General features: G+C 68.8%; 25 protein-coding genes. 19 read left to right on the top strand and 6 right to left on the bottom strand.

Going from position 1 to position 23,693, the window contains the following annotated elements; all coding sequences use genetic code 11:
- Positions 1-47: 47 nt before the first annotated feature.
- From infB to G6N34_RS14255, 4 genes are read left to right on the top strand one after another with little or no spacing between them, the layout of a single operon-like run.
- Positions 48-2,873 carry a translation initiation factor IF-2 gene (gene infB, locus G6N34_RS14270; RefSeq protein ID WP_163645399.1) on the top strand — a complete coding sequence of 942 codons (2,826 nt, stop codon included), beginning with the start codon at positions 48-50 and terminating at the stop codon, positions 2,871-2,873.
- Entirely contained in the window at positions 2,873-3,358 is a 486-nt protein-coding gene (rbfA, locus tag G6N34_RS14265; protein ID WP_085152640.1) for a 30S ribosome-binding factor RbfA, read from the top strand. The genes infB and rbfA overlap by 1 nt, the downstream gene beginning before the upstream one ends.
- On the top strand, positions 3,333-4,331 hold the full coding sequence (locus G6N34_RS14260) for a DHH family phosphoesterase (protein WP_085152639.1): 999 nt from the start codon (positions 3,333-3,335) through the stop codon (positions 4,329-4,331). Before rbfA ends, G6N34_RS14260 begins: the two co-directional genes overlap by 26 nt.
- 9 nt (positions 4,332-4,340) lie before the next feature.
- The gene (locus G6N34_RS14255) at positions 4,341-5,681 is read left to right on the top strand and encodes an MATE family efflux transporter (RefSeq protein WP_085152638.1); all 1,341 of its coding nucleotides are present in this window, start codon (positions 4,341-4,343) and stop codon (positions 5,679-5,681) included.
- A gap of 1 nt (position 5,682) precedes the next feature.
- Here G6N34_RS14255 and G6N34_RS14250 read toward each other — a convergent pair whose 3' ends face one another.
- On the bottom strand, positions 5,683-6,066 hold the full coding sequence (locus tag G6N34_RS14250; RefSeq protein ID WP_133057775.1) for a hypothetical protein: 384 nt from the start codon (positions 6,064-6,066) through the stop codon (positions 5,683-5,685).
- A gap of 49 nt (positions 6,067-6,115) precedes the next feature.
- Positions 6,116-6,883, bottom strand: coding sequence for an enoyl-CoA hydratase (locus tag G6N34_RS14245; protein WP_085152636.1), 768 nt, complete (start codon positions 6,881-6,883; stop codon positions 6,116-6,118).
- 47 nt (positions 6,884-6,930) lie between these two features.
- On the opposite strand from G6N34_RS14245, the gene G6N34_RS14240 reads away from it, so the two are divergent.
- Complete coding sequence (locus G6N34_RS14240; RefSeq protein WP_085152635.1) at positions 6,931-7,212, top strand: DUF2277 domain-containing protein; 282 nt, start codon at positions 6,931-6,933, stop codon at positions 7,210-7,212.
- The gene (locus G6N34_RS14235; RefSeq protein WP_085152634.1) at positions 7,209-7,754 is read left to right on the top strand and encodes a DUF1802 family protein; all 546 of its coding nucleotides are present in this window, start codon (positions 7,209-7,211) and stop codon (positions 7,752-7,754) included. Before G6N34_RS14240 ends, G6N34_RS14235 begins: the two co-directional genes overlap by 4 nt.
- A 20-nt stretch (positions 7,755-7,774) precedes the next feature.
- Here G6N34_RS14235 and G6N34_RS14230 read toward each other — a convergent pair whose 3' ends face one another.
- Positions 7,775-9,448, bottom strand: a complete 1,674-nt coding sequence (locus G6N34_RS14230) for a CocE/NonD family hydrolase (RefSeq protein WP_085152633.1) — start codon at positions 9,446-9,448, stop codon at positions 7,775-7,777.
- Positions 9,449-9,482: 34 nt separating this feature from the next.
- Positions 9,483-10,052: a DUF3558 domain-containing protein gene (locus G6N34_RS14225; RefSeq protein WP_085152632.1), complete on the bottom strand. Its 570-nt coding sequence runs from the start codon at positions 10,050-10,052 to the stop codon at positions 9,483-9,485.
- Between the two features lie 124 nt (positions 10,053-10,176).
- Between G6N34_RS14225 and G6N34_RS14220 the strand changes: the two genes are divergently transcribed.
- From G6N34_RS14220 to G6N34_RS14205, 4 genes are all read left to right on the top strand, one after another.
- A complete protein-coding gene (locus tag G6N34_RS14220; protein WP_234812938.1) occupies positions 10,177-11,136 on the top strand; it encodes an ACP phosphodiesterase PptH in 960 nt (319 codons plus the stop codon).
- Positions 11,133-11,801 carry a 4'-phosphopantetheinyl transferase PptT gene (gene pptT, locus G6N34_RS14215; RefSeq protein WP_085152630.1) on the top strand — a complete coding sequence of 223 codons (669 nt, stop codon included), beginning with the start codon at positions 11,133-11,135 and terminating at the stop codon, positions 11,799-11,801. The genes G6N34_RS14220 and pptT overlap by 4 nt, the downstream gene beginning before the upstream one ends.
- Positions 11,798-12,691 carry a tRNA pseudouridine(55) synthase TruB gene (truB, locus tag G6N34_RS14210; protein ID WP_085152629.1) on the top strand — a complete coding sequence of 298 codons (894 nt, stop codon included), beginning with the start codon at positions 11,798-11,800 and terminating at the stop codon, positions 12,689-12,691. Before pptT ends, truB begins: the two co-directional genes overlap by 4 nt.
- Positions 12,692-12,767: 76 nt before the next feature.
- Complete coding sequence (locus G6N34_RS14205; RefSeq protein ID WP_085152628.1) at positions 12,768-13,178, top strand: CBS domain-containing protein; 411 nt, start codon at positions 12,768-12,770, stop codon at positions 13,176-13,178.
- On the opposite strand, the gene mntR is transcribed toward G6N34_RS14205, so the two are convergent.
- Positions 13,175-13,897, bottom strand: coding sequence for a manganese-binding transcriptional regulator MntR (mntR, locus tag G6N34_RS14200; protein ID WP_085152627.1), 723 nt, complete (start codon positions 13,895-13,897; stop codon positions 13,175-13,177). The genes G6N34_RS14205 and mntR overlap by 4 nt on opposite strands.
- Positions 13,898-14,033: 136 nt before the next feature.
- Between mntR and G6N34_RS14195 the strand changes: the two genes are divergently transcribed.
- The 8 genes from G6N34_RS14195 to G6N34_RS14160 all read left to right on the top strand — a co-directional run bounded on the left by G6N34_RS14195 (position 14,034) and on the right by G6N34_RS14160 (position 21,918).
- Positions 14,034-15,011, top strand: coding sequence for a bifunctional riboflavin kinase/FAD synthetase (locus G6N34_RS14195; protein WP_085152626.1), 978 nt, complete (start codon positions 14,034-14,036; stop codon positions 15,009-15,011).
- 121 nt (positions 15,012-15,132) lie between these two features.
- Entirely contained in the window at positions 15,133-15,402 is a 270-nt protein-coding gene (rpsO, locus tag G6N34_RS14190; RefSeq protein ID WP_085152625.1) for a 30S ribosomal protein S15, read from the top strand.
- On the top strand, positions 15,399-15,911 hold the full coding sequence (gene lppU / locus G6N34_RS14185) for an LppU family putative lipoprotein (RefSeq protein WP_085152624.1): 513 nt from the start codon (positions 15,399-15,401) through the stop codon (positions 15,909-15,911). Before rpsO ends, lppU begins: the two co-directional genes overlap by 4 nt.
- Positions 15,912-16,188: 277 nt before the next feature.
- On the top strand, positions 16,189-18,459 hold the full coding sequence (locus G6N34_RS14180) for a polyribonucleotide nucleotidyltransferase (protein ID WP_085152623.1): 2,271 nt from the start codon (positions 16,189-16,191) through the stop codon (positions 18,457-18,459).
- The gene (locus tag G6N34_RS14175) at positions 18,437-19,765 is read left to right on the top strand and encodes a M16 family metallopeptidase (RefSeq protein ID WP_085152622.1); all 1,329 of its coding nucleotides are present in this window, start codon (positions 18,437-18,439) and stop codon (positions 19,763-19,765) included. The genes G6N34_RS14180 and G6N34_RS14175 overlap by 23 nt, the downstream gene beginning before the upstream one ends.
- A gap of 1 nt (position 19,766) precedes the next feature.
- A complete protein-coding gene (gene bla, locus G6N34_RS14170) occupies positions 19,767-20,678 on the top strand; it encodes a class A beta-lactamase (RefSeq protein WP_109788535.1) in 912 nt (303 codons plus the stop codon).
- Between the two features lie 30 nt (positions 20,679-20,708).
- Positions 20,709-21,509, top strand: a complete 801-nt coding sequence (locus G6N34_RS14165) for a VOC family protein (RefSeq protein ID WP_085152621.1) — start codon at positions 20,709-20,711, stop codon at positions 21,507-21,509.
- 19 nt (positions 21,510-21,528) lie between these two features.
- On the top strand, positions 21,529-21,918 hold the full coding sequence (locus tag G6N34_RS14160) for a YchJ family protein (RefSeq protein WP_085152620.1): 390 nt from the start codon (positions 21,529-21,531) through the stop codon (positions 21,916-21,918).
- Position 21,919: 1 nt separating this feature from the next.
- On the opposite strand, the gene ald is transcribed toward G6N34_RS14160, so the two are convergent.
- On the bottom strand, positions 21,920-23,032 hold the full coding sequence (gene ald / locus G6N34_RS14155) for an alanine dehydrogenase (protein WP_085152619.1): 1,113 nt from the start codon (positions 23,030-23,032) through the stop codon (positions 21,920-21,922).
- A 128-nt stretch (positions 23,033-23,160) separates the two neighbouring features.
- Between ald and aldR the strand changes: the two genes are divergently transcribed.
- Positions 23,161-23,655 (top strand): HTH-type transcriptional regulator AldR, encoded by a 495-nt coding sequence (aldR, locus tag G6N34_RS14150; RefSeq protein ID WP_109788534.1) that lies wholly within the window; start codon positions 23,161-23,163, stop codon positions 23,653-23,655.
- The last annotated feature ends 38 nt before the right edge of the window (positions 23,656-23,693 follow it).

The following is a 23,693-nucleotide window of genomic DNA, read 5'->3' as shown; positions in this document are numbered from 1 at the left end:
CGAGGCGTCGGCCGACCTCCGCTGCCGTCTCATGATGAGGAGATGTAGTGGCAGGTAAGGCCCGCGTGCACGAGTTGGCTAAGGAACTCGGTGTCACAAGTAAGGAAGTACTCGCCCGGCTGAGTGAGCAGGGCGAATTCGTCAAGTCAGCGTCGTCGACGGTGGAAGCACCCGTCGCACGTCGCCTCCGTGAGTCGTTCGGCGGCGGAAAGCCCGAGAAGAAGGCTCCCGCCAAGCCCGCGCCGGCAGGCAATGGCGCCACCTCAGCACCCGCGGCCCCCGCCGCGGCCGCCGAGGTCAGTGCCCCGTCCGCCCCCGCAGCGGCGGCTCCCACGGCTCCCACGGCTCCGGGCCCCAAGCCCGGTGGCCCCAAGCCCGGCGCCCCGAAGCCCCCGGCCCCGGCCCCGGTCCCGGAACCCGCGCCCGCTCCGGCGGCTGCGGCACCGGCCGCTCCGGCACCGGCCGCTCCGGCTGCTCCGGCCGCCCCCGCGGCGTCCGCGGCTCCGGCTCCCACGGCTCCGGGCCCCAAGCCCGGTGGTCCCAAGCCGGGCGCGCCGCGTCCGCCCCGCGTTGGCAACAACCCGTTCTCGTCGCAGCAGCCGGTCGAACGTCCGGCGCCGCGTCCCCAGGGCGGTCCCCGTCCCGGTCCGGGTGCGGGCGGTCCGCGTCCCAGCCCGCGTCCCGGCGCCACGCCGGGCAATATGCCCCCGCGCCCCGCGACCGGCCTGCCCGGTCGCGCCGGCCCACGTCCGGGTCCGCGCCCGGGCGGCGGTCCGCGCCCCGGTGGCGCAGGTCAGGGTGCACGTCCCGGCGGTGGCGGCGGCGGTAACTACCGCGGCGGCGGTGCCGGTGGCGGCGCAGGCGCAGGTGCCGGTGCTGGCGGTGCGGCCGCAGGTGGTTTCCGGGGTCGCCCCGGTGGCGGTGGCGGCGGTGGCCGTCCCGGTCAGCGCGGCGGCGCCGCAGGTGCGTTCGGTCGCCCCGGCGGTGCGCCCAAGCGTGGTCGCAAGTCGAAGCGGGCGAAACGCGCCGAATACGAGAACATGCAGGCGCCCGTCGTCGGTGGCGTGCGGTTGCCGCACGGCAACGGCGAGGTCATCCGCCTGGCTCGCGGCGCGTCGCTGAGCGATTTCGCCGAGAAGATCAACGCCAACCCGGCCTCGCTGGTGCAGGCGCTGTTCAACCTCGGTGAGATGGTGACCGCCACGCAGTCTGTCGGCGACGACACCCTCGAACTGCTCGGCAGCGAGATGAACTACAAGGTTCAGGTCGTCTCGCCCGAGGACGAGGATCGCGAGCTCCTGGAGTCGTTCGACCTCACCTACGGCGAGGACGAGGGCGGCGAAGAGGACCTCGAGCAGCGTCCGCCGGTCGTCACGGTCATGGGCCACGTCGACCACGGCAAGACCCGACTGCTGGACACCATCCGCAAGGCCAACGTGCGTGAGGGCGAGGCCGGTGGCATCACCCAGCACATCGGTGCCTACCAGGTGGCCGTCGAGCACGACGGTGCCGAGCGCCTGATCACCTTCATCGACACCCCGGGTCACGAGGCGTTCACCGCCATGCGTGCCCGTGGCGCGAAGGCCACCGACATCGCGATCCTGGTGGTCGCGGCCGACGACGGCGTCATGCCGCAGACGGTGGAGGCCATCAACCACGCGCAGGCCGCAGATGTGCCGATCGTGGTCGCGGTCAACAAGATCGACAAGGAGGGCGCCGACCCGGCGAAGATCCGGGCGCAGCTCACCGAGTACAACCTGGTGGCCGAGGACTTCGGCGGCGACACCATGTTCGTCGACATCTCGGCGAAGCAGGGAACCAACATCGAGAACCTTCTCGAAGCGGTCCTGCTCACCGCGGATGCGGCACTGGACCTGCGGGCGAACCCCGACATGGAGGCCCAGGGTGTGGCCATCGAGGCGCACCTCGACCGCGGTCGTGGCCCCGTGGCCACCGTGCTCATCCAGCGCGGCACGCTGCGGGTCGGCGACTCGATCGTGGCCGGCGACGCCTACGGACGTGTGCGGCGCATGGTCGACGAGCACGGCGACGACGTCGAAGAGGCGCTGCCGTCGCGTCCGGTCCAGGTCATCGGCTTCACGTCGGTGCCGGGTGCCGGTGACAACCTGCTCGTCGTCGACGAGGACCGGATCGCCCGCCAGATCGCCGATCGGCGCAGTGCGCGCAAGCGCAACGCGCTGGCCGCGCGCTCGCGCAAGCGGATCAGCCTCGACGATCTCGATGCAGCGCTGAAGGAGACCAGTCAGCTCAACCTGATCCTCAAGGGCGACAACTCCGGCACCGTGGAGGCGCTGGAGGAGGCCCTGCTGGGGATTCAGATCGACGACGAGGTCGAACTTCGCGTCATCGACCGCGGCGTCGGCGGTGTCACCGAGACCAACGTCAACCTGGCGTCGGCCTCGGATGCGATCATCATCGGCTTCAACGTCCGCGCGGAGGGCAAGGCCACCGAGCTGGCCAACCGCGAGGGTGTCGACATCCGGTACTACTCCGTCATCTACCAGGCGATCGACGAGATCGAGAGCGCGCTCAAGGGCCTGCTCAAGCCGGTGTACGAGGAGAAGGAACTGGGCCGTGCCGAGATCCGCGCGATCTTCCGGTCGTCCAAGGTCGGCAACATCGCCGGCTGCCTGGTTCAGTCCGGAATCATGCGTCGCAACGCCAAGGCTCGACTGCTTCGCGACAACATCGTCGTCGCCGAGAACCTCACGGTCTCCTCGCTCAAGCGCGAGAAGGACGATGCCACCGAGGTGCGCGAGGGTTACGAGTGTGGTCTGACCTTGACGTACAGCGACATCAAGGAAGGCGACGTCGTCGAGACCTATGAGCTCGTCGAGAAAGAGCGCGTCTAGTGGCTGATCCGGCACGCGCGCGACGGCTCGCCAAGCGGATCTCCACGATCGTCGCCTCGGCCATCGAGTACGAGATCAAGGATCCCCGCTTGGCGGGTGTGACGATCACGGACGCCAAGGTGACCGGCGATCTGCACGACGCCACGCTCTACTACACAGTGTTGGGCCGCAGCCTCGACGAGGACCCGGATTACGCCGGGGCCGCGGCCGCACTGGACAGCGCCAAGGGTGTACTCCGCACGAAAGTCGGTGCCGCAACCGGGGTTCGGTTCACTCCGACACTGACGTTCGAGCGGGACACCGTGCCCGACGCCGCGCTTCGGATGGAGGAACTGCTCGCGCGTGCGCGGGCGGCCGACGCCGACGTGGCGAAGGTTCGCGAGGGTGCGAAGCCGGCGGGGGACGCAGACCCGTACCGTGTCAGTGGGACGGAGCAGGACTCAGACCCTGAGGGCACCGGTGACGGCGATCGATCCGAAGACTGAACCAGCCGCGGTGGGCCGCCGCGTCGACGCGCGGGGGGCCGCTGCGGTGCTTGATGCCGCCCAGCGCATCGTCGTGGTGGCGCACGTCTTCCCCGACGCCGACACGATCGGCGCGGGGTTGGCGCTGGCACAGGTCCTCGAACGGGTCGGCAAGGACGTCGCGGTGAGTTTCGCCGCGCCGGCCACGCTGCCCGAGTCGCTGCAGAGCCTGCCTGGCGGTCACCTTCTGGTGCCGCCGAACGCGGTGCAGGAGACCCCCGACCTCGTGGTCACCGTCGACATCCCGAGCGAGAACCGACTCGGCGCGCTGCGATACCTCCTGGACGGGGACTCGGAGGTCCTGGTCATCGACCATCACGCGTCGAACCGGCTGTTCGGCACCGCCAACTTCGTCGATCCCGCGGCGGACTCCACCACGATGCTGATCGCCGACCTTCTCGACGCGTGGGACAAGCCCATCGACGCGCAGGTCGCGCATTGCCTCTACGCCGGTCTCACCACCGACACCGGGTCGTTCCGCTGGGCCACCCCCCGCGCACACCGGTTGGCGGCCCGGCTGGTCGAACTCGGTGTCGACAACGCAGACATCAGCCGCACACTGCTGGACACCCACCCGTTCTCCTGGCTGCCGATGCTCTCGCGCGTGCTGGCCTCGGCGCAGTTGGTGCCCGATGCGGCGCAGGGTCGCGGACTGGTCTACGCGGTCGTGCCGTATCACGAGTGGGCCAACGCAAGGCCCGAAGAGGTCGAGAGCATCGTCGATATCGTTCGGACGGCGCAGCAGGCCGAGGTGGCGGTGGTGTTCAAGGAGATCGAGCCCGAGCACTGGTCGGTCTCGATGCGCGCCAAGTCCTACGACTTGGCCACGGTCGCCACGCGTTTCGGCGGCGGCGGACATCGCCTGGCTGCGGGTTACTCGACCGCGGGCGCAGCGACCGACGTCGTCGAAGAGCTGCGCGCCGCGCTTGTCTGAGCACCGCGCTTGTCTGAACACAACCCCGATCCCGACGAGGCGCTGAGGCCTCCCACCGGCAGGACGATCGCCGGACTGGCGTTTCCCGCCCTGGGCGTGCTCGCCGCGGAGCCCCTCTATCTTCTGTTCGACATCGCGGTGGTCGGCCGCTTGGGCGCGATGGCCCTCGCGGGCCTGGCGATCGGCGGACTGGTGCTCAGCCTCGTGGCGTCGCAGGGCACGTTCCTGTCATACGGCACCACGGCCCGCTCGGCCCGGCACTTCGGCGCGGGGGACCGCGGCGCCGCGGTCCGCGAGGGCGTACAGGCCACCTGGCTGGCCGTCGGACTCGGGCTGCTGATCATCGCCGTCGTCGAGAGCGTCGCGCGTCCCATGGTGTCGGCCATCGCCGGATCCGAGGACATCACCGCGGCCGCACTGCCGTGGCTGCGGATCGCGATCCTCGGCGCCCCGGCGATCCTGATCTCCCTGGCCGGCAACGGTTGGATGCGCGGTGTGCAGGACACCGTCCGCCCGCTGCGGTATGTGATCACCGGCTTTGCGGTGTCGGCGGTGCTGTGCCCGATGCTCGTGTACGGCTGGCTGGGGTTGCCGCGGCTGGAACTCGCGGGTTCCGCCGTGGCCAACCTGTGCGGGCAGTGGCTGGCCGCGGCGCTGTTCTGCCGCGCGCTGCTGGCCGAACGTGTGCCGCTGCGGATGGACCCGCAGGTCCTGCGCACCCAGGTGGTGATGGCCCGCGACCTTCTGCTGCGGTCCCTGGCGTTCCAGGCCTGCTTCGTCTCGGCCGCCGCGGTCGCCGCCCGATTCGGCGCCGCCGCCGTCGCCGCGCATCAGGTGGTGCTGCAGCTGTGGAGTTTCCTTGCGCTGGTGCTCGATTCGCTGGCGATCGCCGCGCAGTCGCTGGTCGGGGCGGCGCTGGGGGCGGGGCAGCTGCCGCACGCCAAGTCGGTGGCGCGCCGAGTGACGGTGTTCTCCGCCGTGGCCGCACTCGCGCTGGCCGCAATCCTCGCCGGCGGCGCCACGGTGTTCCCCACGCTCTTCACCCACGACGAGTCGGTGTTGGATGCGATCGGCGTGCCGTGGTGGTTCCTGGTGGCCCAGCTGCCGGTGGCGGGCATCGTCTTCGCGCTCGACGGCGTGCTGCTCGGCGCCGGCGACGCGAAATTCATGCGCAACGCCACGCTGGCCAGCGCGCTGCTCGGATTCTTACCGCTGATCTGGCTGTCTCTTGCGTTCGACTGGGGGCTGCGCGGCATCTGGGCCGGCCTGTCGACGTTCATGGTGCTGCGCCTGGTGTTTGTGGGCGTCCGGACGCTGTCAGGTCGCTGGGCCGTGCCGGGCACCCACTAGGTCAGCGGCCGACCGCGTAGTCGATCAGCGCGAAGGCGATCGCGGTGCCCACCAGCACAAGCCCGATCCCGACCAGTGGCCACACCAGCATGAGCCTGCGCCGGACCGCGCCGTAGATGACGCCGCCAAACGCGACCAGGACGCCCAGGGCGATGCTGCCCCATTCGACGAGCAGGGCCGGCATGACGAACTCCTCGCGGCACCTGTCGCCGTAGCAGCTGTCTGTGGACATCGAGAACCCGTAGAGGGTGAGAAGTCCGATGAACCCCGATCCAGCGAGCAGGACGCCGAGGAACAGCACGGTCAGGATGATGTCGAGGACTCGGCCCGTATCGGCCGGTCGAGGTGCGGGCGGTGCTGGCTGGGCGAAGGGCGGCATCGTCACAGCACCCATCGTGACACCGCCGCGCGCCCTCGCCCAGCAGCAGAATTACTCAGTGCACCTGCGCGCGGCCGCGATCAATGACCGACGCGCGACTGGCGGCGATGTCGTCGCCCGTCGTCGAGCGCATCCACGTGCGTGCAGACTCGGCCTCGATCCAGAGGCCGTTGTTGGTCTGCGCGGCGTCGATGCGGTGGTAGGAGCCCAGCAGGGCCCGCACGGCCTTCTGGTTGTTGCCGACGATCGAGGCGGCCACGGCCCGTGCCGCGTCCAGCAGCTGCTCGTGCGGCACCACCTCGGTCACCAGGCCCGCGCGCAGCGCGTCGGCGGCCGACAGGTAGTCGCCGGTCAGGCTCATCCGGCGGGCCATGCCGACGCCGACCTTCTGCGGCAACCGCACTGACAGCCCCCACGTGGGCAGCAGGCCGACGCGGGCATGGGTGTCGGCGAAGGCGGCCTTCTCCGACGCGATCAGGATGTCGCAGTACAGCGCCAGCTCCAGGCCGCCGGTCACGGCCGCGCCGTTGATCGCGCCGATCACGGGCTTGTCCAGATCCGGCCACTTGGGGGAGATGTCGGGCAGGTCGGTGGTGTCGCCGAGTTCCTTGAGGTCCAGGCCGGCGCAGAACACCGGGTCGGCGCCGGTGAGGATGATGACGTCGACGTCGTCGTCGGCCCCGGCGACGGCCAGTTCCTGGAACAGCTCGGTGCGCAGCGCGGCGGACAGCGCATTGCGGGACTTGGGCCGGTTCAGGGTCAGCGTGCGGACCCGGTCGGTGGTGTCGATCAGCAGGACTTCAGATGCGTTGGCGCCAGACATGTTGGTCACGGTAGCCGCAGAGGCGTAACGCGCTTACCTTGGTGCCCATGTGCCGGAACATCACCGAATTGCGCGGCCTGGAGCCTGCGGCCACGCCCGCGGAGATCGAGGCGGCCGCGCGCCAGTACGTCCGGAAGGTCAGCGGTGTCACCCGACCGTCGGAGGCCAACGTCGCGGCGTTCGAAGCCGCCGTGGCCGACGTGACGGCCGCGACGCACCGACTCCTCGACGCGCTGCCGCCACGCCGCCAACCCCCCAAGACCGTGCCGCCGCTGCGCCGCCCCGAGGTGCAGGCCCGGATCGCGGCCCGCGGCGGCGCACCCGCGTGACCACCGCGCTCAAGGAGTGGAGTGCGGCCGTGCATGCACTCCTGGACGGCCGGCAGACCGTGTTGCTGCGCAAGGGCGGTATCGGGGAGAAGCGATTCGAGGTCAGTGCGGGCGAATTCGTGCTGATGCCGACGGTGGCGCACAGCCATGCCGAGCGGGTGCGGCCCGAACATCAGGACCTGCTGGCGCCGGCGGCCGCCGACAGCACCGAGGACGCCGTCGTGGTGCGTGCAGCCGCGAAGGTCGTCGACGTGATCGCCGTGGAGCGGCCCGACCAGATCGGTGACATCGCCGACCTGCACATCTGGACCGAGGAGTCGGTGCGCGCCGATCGGCTGGACTTCCGGCCCAAGCACCGGCTTGCGGTGCTCGTCGTCGACGTCCGGCCGCTCGCGGAGCCTGTGCGGGTGCCCCGCTCGCCCGAGTTCGGCGGCTGCCGGAGTTGGGTCGACCTGCCGGTCACCGGTGAGGCCGGCGCATCGGTGCACAGCGCGGCGGACCTCACCGCGGTGGCGGCACGGGTGCGCACTGCGGTCGGCTGATCCAAGCGGTCGGCTGAGACTCAGGGCCGCGGCCCCTGCGGCAGCACCAGCCGTGATCCGCCGCGCAGGTGCACGGTGTGCGTGGCCGGTGCCGTGCGACTGCCGTGTGCGGGATGGTCCCCGGTGCCCAGATTCGGCGCGAAGCGCGGAAACGACCCACCCGCCACCAGCACCCGGATTCGGTTGCCCGCGGCGAACCGATGCGCGATCTCGTCGAGTTCGATGCGCACCGCATCGCCGTCGTAGTCGGTGCGCACCAGGCGCCGATACCCGTCACTGATGTTGCGGGAGCGCCCTTTTCGATCGACCTCACTGACTCGGACGAACAGATCCACATGCGGGTTGTCGGATTCGTGGTCGAGTTCGACCACCGGCGCGCCGTACACGTGGAGATCGGTGGCCAGCGGTTCACCGGTGAAGGCCAGCACATCGGGGCGTTGGGCGAGGGAGTCGTCGCGACGGCGTCCGGCGTTCGGTGCGAGCAGGCGCCCACCGATGGTCGGCGTGGGACTCTGCGGGTCGAACGTGAACGACGCGCAGGGGCCCTCGGGGGCCTTGTCGGTGAGTCGATGTTCGGGGGCCAGGTGCAGCACGTGCTCGGTCGTGGTCATCGGCGGCCACTGCGGTGCGTCATGCCACGTGCCCGCGCCGGTGACGAAATAGCGCACCGGCGCGCGGTCCGCAGCGGGTCCACCGCCGAGGTGGCGGCCGAACCAGTCCAGGCTCTCGCGCAGCACTGCGCCCGCGGCCCTGCCCGTCATGTGTGTGTGCGTCCACGGCCCCAGGGTCAACTGCACGTCGACTCCGCGGTTGTGCAGGCGGTGGTACTGCTCGATGGTCTGCTCCAGGAACAGGTCCTGCCAACCACCCATCAGCAGCACCGGCACCGCAGCGCGGTCGAGTCCGCCGTAGAACTTGTAGCGGTCCCAGAACGGGTCGTCGACATCCGGGTGCTCAAGCCACTGTTCCCACCACGGCGCGCCGTCGGCGAGCAGGGCGCGACCCGAGGCGGCCAGCGGCGGTCGGCCGATCGCGTGGGCGACCTGCTTGCGGGATCGCAGGTGGTTCAGCACGATTCGCAGTTTGTTGGGCTCCTCCTGATGGCTGATCATGTTGCTCCAGCCCAGGAAGTCGTTGGCGGCGAACGCGCCGGTGCCCCACGACGACGCGGCGAAGTCGTGCACGCCGACCACCACCACCGCGGCCAACATGTCCTCGGGTGGATTCTCCAGCAGCGCCCATTGGGTCTGGCCCAGATACGACAGCCCGACCGTGCCGAATGAACCCGTATACCAATCCTGTTCGCGCAGCCACGCGGCGGTGTCGGCACCGTCGGCGGCCTCGTGCACGGGCGGGACGAACTCGCCGCCGGAGCCGAACGTGCCGCGCACGCTCTGCAGCACGACGTGGTAACCGCGCGCTGCGTACACCCGGGCGTACAGCGACGAGAAGGGAAAAGCGCGGCCATAGGGGCCGCGCACCAGCAGGGTGCCTGCCGGGGTCTCGGTGTCGGGGGCGTAGTGGTCGGCGAGCAGTTCGACGCCGTCGCGCATTGGGATCCGCACGCGGTGCTGCACCTGGTAGGTGGTGGTGGGCGCGGGCACGCGCAGCACGCGGCTGAGCAGCCCCCGGGCCCGCCGGCGCGCGGTGACGGCCACTGAGACGGGCGCGGAGTCGTCCGAGATCGCGGTCATGCGGCCAGGCTACGTGGACGAATTCGAAAGGCGCTCAGAACTTGTAGTACGGCGCCAACTGGTGGGCGCGCATCAGGTTCTCCTGCATGCAGTCCGGGCCGTTGGGGGAGTGGATCGGTGAGTAGAACAGCGACTGCTGGATGACGCCGTAGCTGGCTCGGAACGTGATCATGCAGGTGATCCACCAGCGGTTGTTCCAGTCCGTGGGCTTCATGACCCAGTACTGCGCGGCGCGGTGGCCGTCGATGTCGAGTTCAACGGCGTCGGTCGGCAGCGACTGCTCGTAGGTCCGCCAGACGAAGGCCTCGACCGCCATCTGGTAGTTGCCCGCGTCGTAGTGGCACCGCAGGCTGTTCTCCTGCTCGGGCGGCGTGAAGCCCAGGCCCAGGCCGTTGGTGACGTCGAGCGGGATGTCGGTGCACGGATTGAACGGTTCGGGGTCGGTGATGTTGACGACCGGACCCGTGGGAGTCAGCGGGGCATCGGTGGACCGCAGCGCGACCTCCGCGTACCCGTCGAGCGCCGGTGGTGTCGTCGGCAGCACGATCACCACGGCGGCGATCAGCGCCCCCAGTGCCGCAAACAACCGCATTCTGGCGACCATCACACCCCTTCGTGGATTCATCCGACCCTGCGGGGAGTGTACAAGGGAAAAACGAGAACGTGTTCTAGTTCGCCGCATGGTGGGTCCGCGCGGGCGCAACGTGCTTCGCCTAGGCTGGATTGCCGTGACACACGAGACTGCGACCAGGTCGCGCCCGACGCTCTGGGCGGTCAGTGATCTGCACACCGGTCACACCGGCAACAAGCCGGTCACCGAGTCGCTGTATCCCGCCACCCCGGACGACTGGCTCATCGTCGCGGGCGACGTCGCGGAGCGCACCGACGACATCAAATGGTCCCTGGACCTGCTCCGCCGGCGTTTCGCCAAGGTGATCTGGGTGCCCGGCAACCATGAACTGTGGACCACCGGCAAGGACCCGATGCAGGTGTTCGGCCGGTCCCGGTACGACTACCTGGTCAACATGTGCGACGAGATGGGTGTCGTGACGCCCGAACATCCGTATCCGGTGTGGACCGACGAGGGCGGTCCGGCGACCATCGTGCCGATGTTCCTGCTCTACGACTACACGTTCCTGCCCGAGGGTGCGACGACCAAGGGTGAGGGCCTGGCGATCGCCAAGCAGAACAATGTCGTGGCAACCGACGAGTTCCTGCTCTCGAGCGAACCGTATGCCACCAAGGACGCGTGGTGCCGGGACCGTCTGGAGCACACCAAGAAGAGGCTCGAGGACCTCGACTGGATGACACCCACGGTCCTGGTCAACCACTTCCCGTTGGTGCGCGAACCCTGCGACGTGCTGTTCTACCCGGAGTTCTCGCTGTGGTGCGGGACCACCGCGACCAGGGACTGGCACACCCGCTACAACGCGATCTGCTCGGTGTACGGCCACCTGCACATCCCGCGGACCACGTGGTACGACGGGGTGCGCTTCGAGGAGGTGTCGGTCGGGTATCCGCGAGAGTGGCGGCGCCGCAAGCCGTATCGATGGCTGCGGCAGGTGCTGCCGGACCCGATGTATGCCCCCGGTTACCTCAACGAGTTCGGCGGGCACTTCATGATCACGCCCGAGATGCGGGAGCAGTCGGAGAAGTTCCGGGATCGGCTGCGGAGTCGGCGGTCATGACGCTGCTGTCGACGCTGCTCGCCGATGCGCCCGGCGATGTGCGTTCCGCCGAGGTGTACTCCGATCCGCCCGGTCTGATGCCGCTGCCCGCCGAGGAGCCACTCGTGGCCAAGTCGGTGGCCAAGCGGCGCAACGAGTTCGTCACGGTGCGCCACTGCGCGAGGCTGGCGCTCGCCGAACTCGGCGTCCCGCCGGTGCCGATCCTCAAGGGGGATAAGGGCGAACCGTGCTGGCCCGCCGGTGTGGTCGGCAGCCTGACGCACTGTGAGGGGTACCGCGGCGCGGTCGTCGCGCCGTCGACCGAGGTGCGCTCGGTGGGCATCGACGCCGAACCCCACGACGTGCTGCCCAACGGCGTGTTGGGCGCGATCAGCCTCGACGCCGAACGTGACGCGTTGGCGGGTCTGCCCACCGACCTGCACTGGGACCGAATCCTGTTCTGCGCCAAAGAGGCGACCTACAAGGCCTGGTATCCCCTGACACACCGCTGGCTGGGCTTCGAGGACGCGCACATCACCTTCGCCGTGGACTCTTCGGGGACCGCGGGAAGTTTCACGTCGCGGATCCTGATCGACCCGGCCGCCGAGTCCGGACCCCCGCTGACCGCTCTGCAGGGGCGCTGGTCGGTGGCCGAGGGCCTGGCGCTGACGGCGATCGTGCTGTGAGCGCGGCGCCGGACCCCGGCATCGTCATCGTCGACAAGCCGCCGGGTATGACCAGCCATGACGTCGTGGGACGGTGCCGTCGACTCTTCGGCACCCGCAAGGTGGGCCACGCCGGGACGTTGGATCCGATGGCCACGGGCGTGCTCGTGATCGGCATCGAACGGGCCACCAAGATCCTCGGGTTGGTGGCGGGCAGTTCGAAGACCTACACCGCGACCATCCGCCTGGGGCAGGCCACCTCGACCGATGACGCCGAAGGTGAGCTGGTGCGGGAGGTTTCGGCCGCCGCGGTCACCGATGCGGACATCGCCGATGCCGTCGCCGCGCTGCGCGGTGACATCGAGCAGGTGCCCTCGTCCGTCAGCGCCATCAAGATCGACGGCAAGCGCGCCTACCAGCTGGCGCGCGAGGGACAGCAGGTCGAACTCGCGGCCCGCCGCGTCCGCATCGACCGCTTCGACGTGCTCGAGGTCCGGCGGGAGGCCGACGTGGTCGACGTCGACGTCGTGGTGGACTGCTCGTCGGGCACCTACATCCGCGCCCTCGCGCGCGACATCGGCACGGCACTGGGTGTCGGCGGGCACCTGACGGCGCTGCGCCGCACCAGGGTGGGTGAGTTCGGGCTGGACACCGCGCGCACGCTCGAGGAGCTGGCCGAGTCGGCTCAGTTGAGTCTGACACTCGACGCGGCCTGCCTGCTGGCGTTCCCGCGGCGCGACATCGACGACCGAGAAGTTCAGGACGTCAGCCACGGAAGGCCCCTGCCCAGCGCGGGCATCGAGGGCGTGTACGCCGCCGTCGCCCCCGACGGAAATGTGATGGCGCTGCTGGAGGATCGCGGCGCACGCACCAAGTCGGTGGTGGTGGTGCGCCCGGCCACGTTGGCCTAGGGAGCGCAGCGGAGGTCCCGACGGTCGACGACCTTGGTCCCTGTGCTGCCAGCGGTTGCGGTGCCAGCATGAAGATATGACTGGAGTTCCCGCCGCCGGATCGATAGCCGTCGCAGATCTGACTGGAGATGCGGTGGTGCGCGTGCCATCCGACGCGACCGTCGCCGCGGCCGCCGCCGCACTCATCAACGCCGAGGTGGGCGCGGTGATCGTCGGGGCGCAGGCCCGGCCCACGGCCCTGATCAGTGAGCGTGACGTCGCCCGCGTGGTGGCCGCCGGTCAGGATCCCACGGCCGTGCGGGCTGCCGATGTGGCGAGCACGAACCTGGTGTGGTGTGCCGCCGACGCGACCGTCGACGAGGTCGCCCAGCGCATGACCGACAAACACATCCGGCATCTGCTGGTGGAGGACGGCGAGACGTTGGTGGGGATCGTCTCGGCGCGGGATCTGCTCGGTGTCTACGCGTCCGACGCGGAACCGGCCTAAGCGCGTTCCGTCACCCAGATCGCCTGTGCGGCAGGGCTGCCCAGTTCGACGGTGACGGCCTCGGTGTCCGCGGACGGCTCGCCGTTCTCGATGGCCACCGAGATCATGCCGGCGAAGTCGCGGCGCGCCAGCACGCGCACCCGCGAGTCCAGGTTGATCCCGACGGTGTCGAAGTAGCGCAGCATCTCCGGGTCGGCATCCGAGATCCGCGCCACGGTGCCCTCGTCACCGTCGTCGCAGGCCGACAGTTGGCGCGCCGGCGGCGTGGGCACCTGCCCGTCGGCGGCCGGGATCGGGTCGCCGTGCGGGTCGCGGGTCGGGTGGCCGAGCTTGGCGTCCATGCGGTCGAGCATGCGGTCGGAGATTGCGTGCTCGAGGACTTCGGCCTCGTCGTGCACCTCGTCCCAGCTGTACCCGAGTTCGTTGACCAGGAAGGTCTCCAGCAGGCGGTGCCTGCGGACCATCGCCAGGGCCGCGCTGCGACCCGCCTCGGTCAGCGTCACCGCACCGTACTTCTCGTGGTGCACCAGGCCCTGGTCGGCGAGTTTGCGGATGGATTCCGAGGCCGTGCTCGCCGAGACCCCGATGCGTTCGGCGAGCATTTTGGTGCTCACCTTCTCGTGGGACCACTCCTGTGCCGTCCAGATGGTCTTCAGGTAGTCCTGAGCGACCGTCGTCAGGTCGGTCGCCCCAGTCTCAGGGCCGCTGTCGGGGCTCACAACACTAGAGTTTAGGCAGACCTTCTTACGTCCGGGCACCCACGGACACCCGCCGGGGCGGTCGTGGCGGGGAACACCACGTGTGGATTTGGTGTCCACCGCAGACTCGCCGACAGCGGCACCGTAGGCTTATCCCGTGCAGCGGTGGCGGGGACAGGACGAGATCCCCTCGGACTGGGGCAGATGCGTACTCACGATCGGCGTGTTCGACGGTGTGCACCGCGGACACGCCGAACTGATCGCTCGCGCCGTCAAGGCGGGGCGCAGTCGCGGTGTGCCGGTGGTGTTGATGACGTTCGACCCACATCCCATGGAAGTGGTGTTCCCGGGCAGTCATCCGGCTCAACTGACGACGCTGACCCGGCGCGCGGAACTGGCCGAGGAACTGGGCGTCGACGTTTTCCTGGTGATGCCCTTCACCGCGGACTTCATGAAGCTCACGCCGGACCGCTACGTCCATGAACTTCTGGTGGAACACCTGCACGTCCTCGAAGTCGTTGTGGGCGAGAACTTCACGTTCGGCAAGAAGGCCGCGGGCAACGTCGACATGCTGCGCAGGGCGGGGGAGCGGTTCGGCTTCGCCGTCGAGGCCATGTCTCTGGTCACCGATCATCACGACGAACAGTCGGTGACGTTCTCCTCCACCTACATCCGGTCCTGCGTGGACGCCGGTGATGTGGTGGCCGCCGCCGAGGCACTGGGTCGCCCGCACCGCGTCGAGGGTGTCGTGGTGCGCGGTGACGGCCGCGGGCGCGGACTCGGCTTCCCGACCGCGAACGTCGCCCCGCCGATGCACTCCGCGATCCCGGCCGACGGTGTGTACGCCGCATGGTTCACGGTGCTCGGCCACGGCCCCGTGATGGGCACCGTGACTCCGGGGGAGCGCTATCAGGCCGCCGTGTCGGTGGGCACCAACCCGACGTTCTCCGGGCGCACGCGCACGGTCGAGGCGTTCGTCCTCGACACGGCCGCCGACCTCTACGGGCAGCACGTCGCGGTCGACTTCGTCGCCCGGATCCGGGGCCAGGAGAAGTTCTCCCATGTCGATGACCTGATCAAGGCCATGGAGCGGGACACCGAGAAGGCCCGCGCAATTCTGCGCGATTCGGTCTGACCCGGCTTCCTTGCTAGACTTCTGCCCGACAATTGGCGCGTGCTGCAGGCCGTGGTGGCCGCGTCATGATCCCGCCCGCGGGGTCGACATCTGGACACGGACCGATTGATGGAGTGAATTCGTGGCGCTTACCGCCGAGCAGAAAAAAGAGATCCTGAGCAGCTACGGCCTGCACGAGACCGACACCGGTTCTCCCGAGGCCCAGGTCGCGCTGCTGACCAAGCGCATCTCCGACCTCACCGAGCACCTCAAGCAGCACAAGCATGACCACCACTCGCGCCGCGGCCTGCTGCTGCTGGTCGGCCGCCGTCGCCGCCTGCTGAAGTACGTGGCTGCGGTCGACGTCGCCCGCTACCGCTCGCTGATCGAGCGCCTGGGTCTGCGCCGCTGACCCACAGGCCCGCCACCTGCGCCGCGATCCTCGTGATCGCGGCGTTGTGGTCTGTGGGCTGTGGTGATGAGGTGTTCCCGGGGTCGACGAAGGCCGCCGACTTCGAGGTGGGCGACTGCCTGCGAGTCGGCGGCGCGATCGACCGCCCCGAAGCCGCCGAGGTGGCCTGCGGCAGCGCCGAGTCCAACTACAAGGTGGTGGCCACGGTCACCGGCGGGGCCGAACTGTGCCCACCCGACGTGGACTCGTTCTACTCTCAGCGCGGCGGACTCGCTGATCAGACCACTGTCTGCATGGACATCGACTGGGTGCTCGGCGAATGCATGAGCGTGGACCCCGACCACCGGACGCACTCGGTGCGGGTGGACTGCGCCGACCGGACGGTGCCGTTCCGGCAGCGCGCCACCCAGATCCTGACCGATGTGGCCAGGGTCGATCAGTGCGCCAGCGGCCTCGGCTACGCCTACACCCAGAGGCAATTCACCGTCTGTGTGGAGAACCTCCGATGACCTGCGTGTTTGCCGAAATCCGGGCGTCGGCAGTGTAGAGTGAGGCTGTTCTGTATCCAATGTCGTCTTCGGCATGGCAGAACAACGGTGCGGTTCGCGCAACCGCGTGCACCGTCCCTGCGCGTCACGAGCAGGACCTGCCACTTGTGGGCGGTCTTCGGTAGTGGCGGCCGGATGACATCCGACCGCTTCGATCGACGGCCGTAGCCGCATCTGGGGTCCTGGACGCGTGACGACGCGAAACAGTTGAATAACCAGAGAGGGCATGCGGACATCCATGTCTGTTGCTGAAATCGACGAGGGCGTGTTCGAGTCGACCGCCGTCATTGACAACGGGAGCTTCGGCACCCGCACCATCCGCTTCGAGACCGGCCGGCTGGCCCAGCAGGCCGCCGGCGCCGTCGTCGCCTACCTCGACGACGAGACCATGCTGCTGAGCGCCACCACCGCCAGCAAGACCCCCAAAGACCACTTCGACTTCTTCCCGTTGACCATCGACGTCGAAGAGCGCATGTATGCCGCGGGTCGCATTCCCGGGTCGTTCTTCCGCCGTGAGGGCCGTCCCTCCACGGACGCGATCCTGACCTGCCGCCTGATCGACCGCCCGCTGCGCCCGACGTTCGTCGACGGCCTGCGCAACGAGATCCAGGTCGTGGTCACGGTCCTGAGCCTGGACCCCAAGGACCTCTACGACGTGCTGGCGATCAACGCCGCGTCGGCGTCCACCCAGATCTCGGGCCTGCCGTTCTCCGGCCCGGTCGGCGGCGTGCGGGTCGCGCTGATCGACGGTCAGTGGGTTGCTTTCCCCACCGTCGAGCAGCTTGAGGGCGCCGTGTTCGACATGGTGGTCGCGGGCCGCATCGCCGGTGACGACGTCGCGATCATGATGGTCGAGGCCGAGGCCACCGACAACGTCATCGAGCTCATCGCCGGCGGTGCCGGTGCGCCCACCGAGGCCGTCGTGGCCGAGGGCCTCGAGGCCGCCAAGCCGTTCATCCGTGTGCTGTGTCTGGCGCAGCAGGAGCTCAACGAGGCCGCCGGCAAGGCGACCGCGGAGTACCCGCTGTTCCCCGATTACCAGGACGACGTCTACTACGCAGTGGCCTCGGTGGCCACCGACGAGCTGTCGAAGGCGCTGACCATCGCGGGCAAGCACGAGCGCGACGATCGCACCAACGAGATCAAGGTCGAGGTGCTCGAGCGCCTGGCCGGCCAGTTCGAAGGCCGCGAGAAGGAGATCGGCGCCGCCTACCGGTCGCTGACCAAGAAGCTTGTGCGCCAGCGCATCCTGACCGACCACTTCCGCATCGACGGCCGCGGCGTCACCGACATCCGCGCGCTGTCGGCCGAGGTCGCGATCATCCCGCGCGCGCACGGCAGTGCGCTGTTCGAGCGCGGCGAGACCCAGATCATGGGTGTCACCACGCTGGACATGGTCAAGATGGCGCAGCAGGTCGACTCGCTGGGACCCGAGACCAGCAAGCGCTACATGCACCACTACAACTTCCCGCCGTTCTCCACCGGTGAGACGGGCCGTGTCGGTTCGCCCAAGCGCCGCGAGATCGGCCACGGCGCCCTGGCCGAGCGGGCCCTGGTGCCGGTGCTGCCGAGCGTCGAGGAGTTCCCTTACGCGATCCGTCAGGTGTCGGAGGCGTTGAGCTCCAACGGTTCGACCTCGATGGGTTCGGTGTGCGCCTCGACCCTGTCGCTGCTGAACGCCGGTGTGCCGCTGAAGGCTCCGGTCGCGGGCATCGCCATGGGCCTGGTGTCCGACGACGTGGAAATTGAAGCGGGAGACGGTGCAAAATCGACCGAGCGCCGGTTCGTCACCCTGACCGACATCCTCGGCGCCGAGGATGCCTTCGGCGACATGGACTTCAAGTGCGCGGGCACCAAGGACTTCGTCACCGCGCTGCAGTTGGACACCAAGCTCGACGGAATCCCGTCGAAGGTTCTGGCCGGTGCCCTGGCCCAGGCCAAGGATGCCCGCATCACGATCCTCGAGGTCATGGCCGAGGCCATCGACGAGCCCGACGAGATGAGCCCGTACGCGCCCCGGATCACCACCATCAAGGTGCCGGTGGACAAGATCGGCGAGGTCATCGGGCCCAAGGGCAAGATGATCAACTCGATCACCGAGGAGACCGGCGCGTCGATCTCCATCGAGGACGACGGCACGGTGTTCGTCGGCGCCAGCAATGGCGAGGCCGCGCAGGCCGCGATCGACAAGATCAACGCCATCGCCAACCCGCAGCTGCCCAAGGTCGGCGAGCGGTTCCTGGGCACGGTCGTCAAGACCACCGACTTCGGTGCATTCGTGTCGCTGCTGCCCGGTCGCGACGGCCTGGTGCACATCTCGAAGCTGGGGCGCGGCAAGCGCATCGCCAAGGTCGAGGATGTGGTCAAGATCGGCGACAAGCTGCGTGTCGAGATCGCTGACATCGACAACCGCGGCAAGATCTCGCTGATCCTGGTCGCCGAGGATCAGGCCGAAGACGCACCGGAGGGAACGCCGGCGCCCGCCGATGTTGCGACCGCCGACGCCTAATCACGACGGTGCGGCGCGCGGCCATTCGGCCGTGCGCCGCACCACTCTTCCGGGTGGTCTCCGCCTGGTCACCGAATACGTGCCGTCCGTGAGGTCGGCATCGGTCGGAGTGTGGGTCAACATCGGCTCCCGCGACGAGGGTCCGTCGGTGGCCGGTGCGGCGCACTTCCTCGAGCATCTGCTGTTCAAGGCGACCCCGACGCGGTCGGCGGTCGAGATCGCGCAGGCCGTCGACGCCGTCGGCGGGGAACTGAACGCGTTCACGGCCAAGGAGCACACCTGCTACTACGCGCATGTGCTCGACACCGATCTGGCGCTGGCGGTCGACTTGGCGGCCGATGTGGTGCTCAACGGCCGCTGCGCGGCTGAGGATGTCGAAGTCGAGCGCGACGTCGTGCTCGAAGAGATCGCGATGCACGACGACGATCCCGAGGACGCGCTCGCAGATGTGTTCCTGTCGGCCATGTTCGGTGATCATCCGATCGGCCGGCCCGTGATCGGCAGCGTCGACTCGATCTCGGCGATGACCCGCACCCAACTTCATTCGTTCCACATGCGCCGCTACACGCCGGAGCGGATGGTTGTGGCGGTCGCCGGCAACATCGACCATGACGAGGTGTTGGCGTTGGTGCGTGAGCACTTCGGCCGGCGACTCGTCGAGGGGCGCACCACCGTCCCGCCCCGCGCGGGCACCGGGCGTGTGCCCGGTGAGCCCACCCTGCAGGTGGTCAACCGCGATGCCGAGCAGACGCACATGATGCTCGGTGTTCGGGTCCCGGGTCGACACTGGCCGCAGCGCTGGGCGCTCGCGGTGTTGAACAATGCTCTCGGCGGCGGTCTGAGTTCACGGCTGTTCCAACAGATTCGGGAATCCCGCGGGTTGGCCTACTCGGTGTACTCGACGGTGGACACGTTCTCCGACACCGGCGCGCTGTCGGTGTACGCGGGGTGCCTGCCCGAGCGTTTCGACGAGGTCGTCAACGTGGCCACCGACGTGCTTGCCGACGTCGCGACCGACGGCATCACCGAACAGGAGTGGCGGATCGCCAAGGGGTCGCTGCGCGGCGGACTGGTGCTCGGACTCGAGGACTCCGCATCGCGCATGAATCGCATCGGTCGCAGCGAGATCAACTACGGTGAGCATCGCAGCCTCGATCACACGCTCGCGGAGATCGAGGCCGTCACCCTTGACGAAGTCAACGCGGTGGCCCGTAAACTGCTCTCCAGACCGTTCGGTGGGGCCGTGCTAGGCTCGCGTACGTCCAAAAAACAACTCCCAGAACGACTTTCGTCGATAATGAGGTGATTTGGTGGCTTGGTCACGCCGTGAAGTTCTGTTCGCCGGACTCGGAGTGGCCGCCCTGGCCGCCGGGACCCGCCAGGTGATGCCGGTCGCGTACGCCGCGCCACCAGCACCGGCCGACGCCGCGCTTGCGGCCCTGGAACAGCGTTACGACGCGTTGGTCGGCCTGTTCGCCCTGGACCTGGATTCGGGACGCTCGTTGGCCCGCCGCGACGACGACCCGTTCGCGATGTGCTCGACCTTCAAGACTTACGCCGCGGGCAGCGTGTTGCAGCGTGCTCAGCGCAATGAGCTTCGGCTGGACCAGCAGGTCTTCGTGGATCCGGCTGAACTGGTGGCGAATTCGCCGGTCACCGAGGCGAACGCCGGTTCGTCGATGACACTGGCCGCGCTGTGCGTGGCCGCGTTGCAGCGCAGCGACAACACCGCGGCCAACCTGCTGCTCCAGACCATCGGCGGCCCGCCTGCCATCACCGAGTTCGCGCGGTCGATCGGCGACAATCGGTCTCGGCTGGACCGCTGGGAGACCGAACTGAACTCGGCGCTGCCGGGCGACCCCCGTGACACCAGCTCACCCCGGGCGCTGGGCGGCGGCTATCGGGCCCTGTTGACCGGCGACGTCCTCGACGAGACACATCGGGCTCAACTGGAGACCTGGATGCGCGGCAACACCACCTCGGAGAAGAGCCTGCGGGCGGGTCTGCCACCCGGATGGACCTCCGCCGACAAGACCGGCGCGGGGGACTACGGCAGCACCAACGCCGTCGGCATCGCGTTCGCGCCCGACGGCCGGCGCCTACTGTTGTCGGTCATGACGCGGTCGAGGTCCACGAATCCGGACGCGCCATGGCTGCAACCGCTCATCGCCGAGGTGACCGCACTCGCGGTGACCGAATTGATGCCCGACGCGCGATGAGTTTTCGGCACCGCGGGTGTCTGTAGGGATATGACCGAATACTCCGCCCCCGTGGGCGCCCCGATCTGGTTCGACCTCATGAGCAGCGACCCCGCCAAGGCCGCCGAGTTCTATCACGCGATCTTCGGGTGGGAACTCGCAGAGCCCGCACATCCTGAATTCGGCGGCTACCAGAACTTCACCAAGAACGGCCGTCGCGTGGCGGGCCTGGTGCCGCCCATGGGAGAAGAGGCCGGCCCCAGCGACATCTGGTCGGTGTACCTGCACACCGCGGACTCCGAGGCCACGCAGAAGGCCATCGAGGCCGCGGGCGGCTCCATCATGGTGCCGCCGATGCCGGTGGCCGACCTGGGTTCGATGATGGTCGCGGTGGATCCGGCCGGTGCGGTGATCGGGTTCTGGCAGCCGGGCACCCACGTCGGCTTCACCGAATGGGGCGAGCACGGCACGCCGTACTGGTTCGAGTGCCAGAGCAAGGACTACGAGAAGTCGTGTGCGTTCTACACCGCCGTGATCGGCGCGCGCACTGAGGAGGTCGGCACGGGCGGGGACCCGGATGCCGTCGGCCCGGACAGGTACGCGCAGGTGTTCGCGGGTGAGCTGTCGTACTCGGGGATCATGGACGCCGCGACGCTGTATCCCGCCGAGGTGCCCTCGTTCTGGCAGGTCTACATCACCGTCGACGATGTGGCGGCGACGGTGCAGCAGGCCCGGGAGTTGGGCGCGGAGATCCTGATGCCCGGCGAGGAGACGCCCTACGGCACGCTGGCGGCGCTGCGAGACCCGCTGGGTGCACTGATCTGCCTGGGGCATCCTCCAGCCGACAGATGAGCCGGGGCACACTGTCACGGTGCGAGCCATCGACCCGTGTCCCTGCGGTTCCGAAGAAGCCTTCGGACGCTGCTGCCTGCCCCTGCATCTCGGCGACCGCGAGGCCGAGTCCGCCGAACAGTTGATGCGGGCCCGCTACAGCGCCTATGCGGTGGGCGATCTCGACTATGTGTGGCGCACGTGGCATCCGCGGACCCGGCCCCCTGAGTCGCATCCCGTGGACGGGCTGCAGTGGTTGGGCCTGTCGGTCCTCGACACCGCCGAGGGAAAGCCGGGCGACGAACAGGGGGAGGTGGAGTTCGTCGCCCGGCACCGCATCGACGGTCAGGACGGGGCGCTGCACGAGCGGTCGCGGTTCGTCGTGCGTGCCCGAAGGTGGTGTTACGTGGATGGTGACGAGCTCAGCTGAGCTACAGCAGGCTCGCCGGATCGGTGAACGGCAGGTCCAGGTCGTCGGCCACCTGCTCGGACAGCAGCGCACCCTCATGGGTGGACAGACCCCTGGCCAGGGCCGGGTCGGCCACACACGCGGCCTGCCAGCCCTTGTCGGCGAGCTTGAGCACGTAGGGCATGGTGGCGTTGGTCAGCGCGTAGGTCGACGTCCGCGGCACCGCGCCCGGCATGTTGGCGACGCAGTAGAACACGCTGTCATGCACGGTGAAGGTCGGGTCGTCGTGCGTGGTGGGGCGGGAGTCCTCGAAGCAGCCACCCTGGTCGATCGCGATGTCGACCAGAACCGAGCCCGGCTTCATTTGTGCGACAAGCGCATTGGACACCAGCTTGGGGGCCTTGGCGCCGGGCACCAGCACCGCGCCGATCACCAGATCGGCCTCCTTGACCGCCGTCTCCAGGTCGTAGGTCGACGAATAGCGGGTCTGGATCCGCCCGCCGAACTCGGCGTCGAGTTCGCGCAGCCTGTTGATGTTGACGTCGAAGATCGTCACGTTGGCGCCCATGCCGCTGGCCACCCGTGCACCGTTGTAACCGGCAGTGCCACCGCCGATCACCACGACCTCGGCGGGCGCGACGCCCGGGACGCCGCCCATCAGCACGCCACGGCCGCCCTGGGTCTTCATCAGCTGGTAGGCGCCGACCTGAGCCGACAGTCGTCCGGCGACCTCGCTCATCGGTGCCAGCAGCGGCAGGAATCCGTCTGCGGTCTGGACGGTTTCGTAGGCGATCGAGGTGGTACCCGACGCCAGCAGTGCATCGGTGCACGGCTTCGACGCCGCCAGATGCAGGTAGGTGAACAGGGTCTGGCCCTTGCGCATGAGCGCGTACTCGGCCTCGATGGGCTCCTTGACCTTCAGCAGCAGGTCGGCCTCGGCCCACACCTGCTCGGCGCCTGTGACGATCTCGGCGCCCGCGGCCTTGAAGTCGCTGTCGGAGATCGCCGATCCGTCGCCGGCGCCGGCCTGGATGACGACGTCATGACCGCGGCGGGTCAGTTCGGCGACGCCCGCCGGGGTGATCGCCACCCGGTACTCGTTGTTCTTGATCTCCGTCGGAATGCCGACGCGCATGATCGCTCCTTGTCGATTGTCGCCAGCCGGATGGCCGTCACCATTAAGTCTGAAGAAACATCGGGAACGGCGCAATATTTACGGCTAAGATTCGTGTCGTGGCATCTGGCAATGAAGAATCATCAAAAGTGCGCGCGAGTCTGCCGTCCGCGCCGAAGGATGTTCGGCCCACAGATCTCGACGACGTCGACCGCCGCATCCTGACCGCACTGCATGCCGATGCCCGCATTTCCAACAGCGCTCTGGCCGACGCGGTGGGCATCGCGGCATCGACCTGTCACGGGCGGGTGCGCCGACTGCAGGAGCTCGGCGTGATCCGCGGTTTCTACACTGACATCAACCCCGCGGCGATCGGCCTGTCGCTGCAGGCGATGATCTCGGTCAGCCTGCAGGCCGGGGCGCGCGGCAGGATCCGCGACTTCATCTCGCAGATCCGGAGCAAGCCCCAGGTGATGGACGTGTACTTCCTGGCCGGCGCCGACGATTTCATCCTGCACGTGGCCGCGCGCGACACCGATGACCTGCGCGCCTTCGTGGTGGAGAATCTCAACGCGGACCGCGATGTGGCAGGCACGCAGACCTCACTGATCTTCGAGCACCTGCGCGGCGCGTCACCTTTGTGATCCGCTTGCCGGAACTTCGCTGCGTCGTCAGTCTCCGT

It is taken from the genome of Mycolicibacterium confluentis, from assembly GCF_010729895.1.
Lineage (GTDB): Bacteria > Actinomycetota > Actinomycetes > Mycobacteriales > Mycobacteriaceae > Mycobacterium > Mycobacterium confluentis.
Note: the sequence above shows the minus strand (reverse complement) of the source record. Positions and strands in the feature narration are given on the sequence as shown.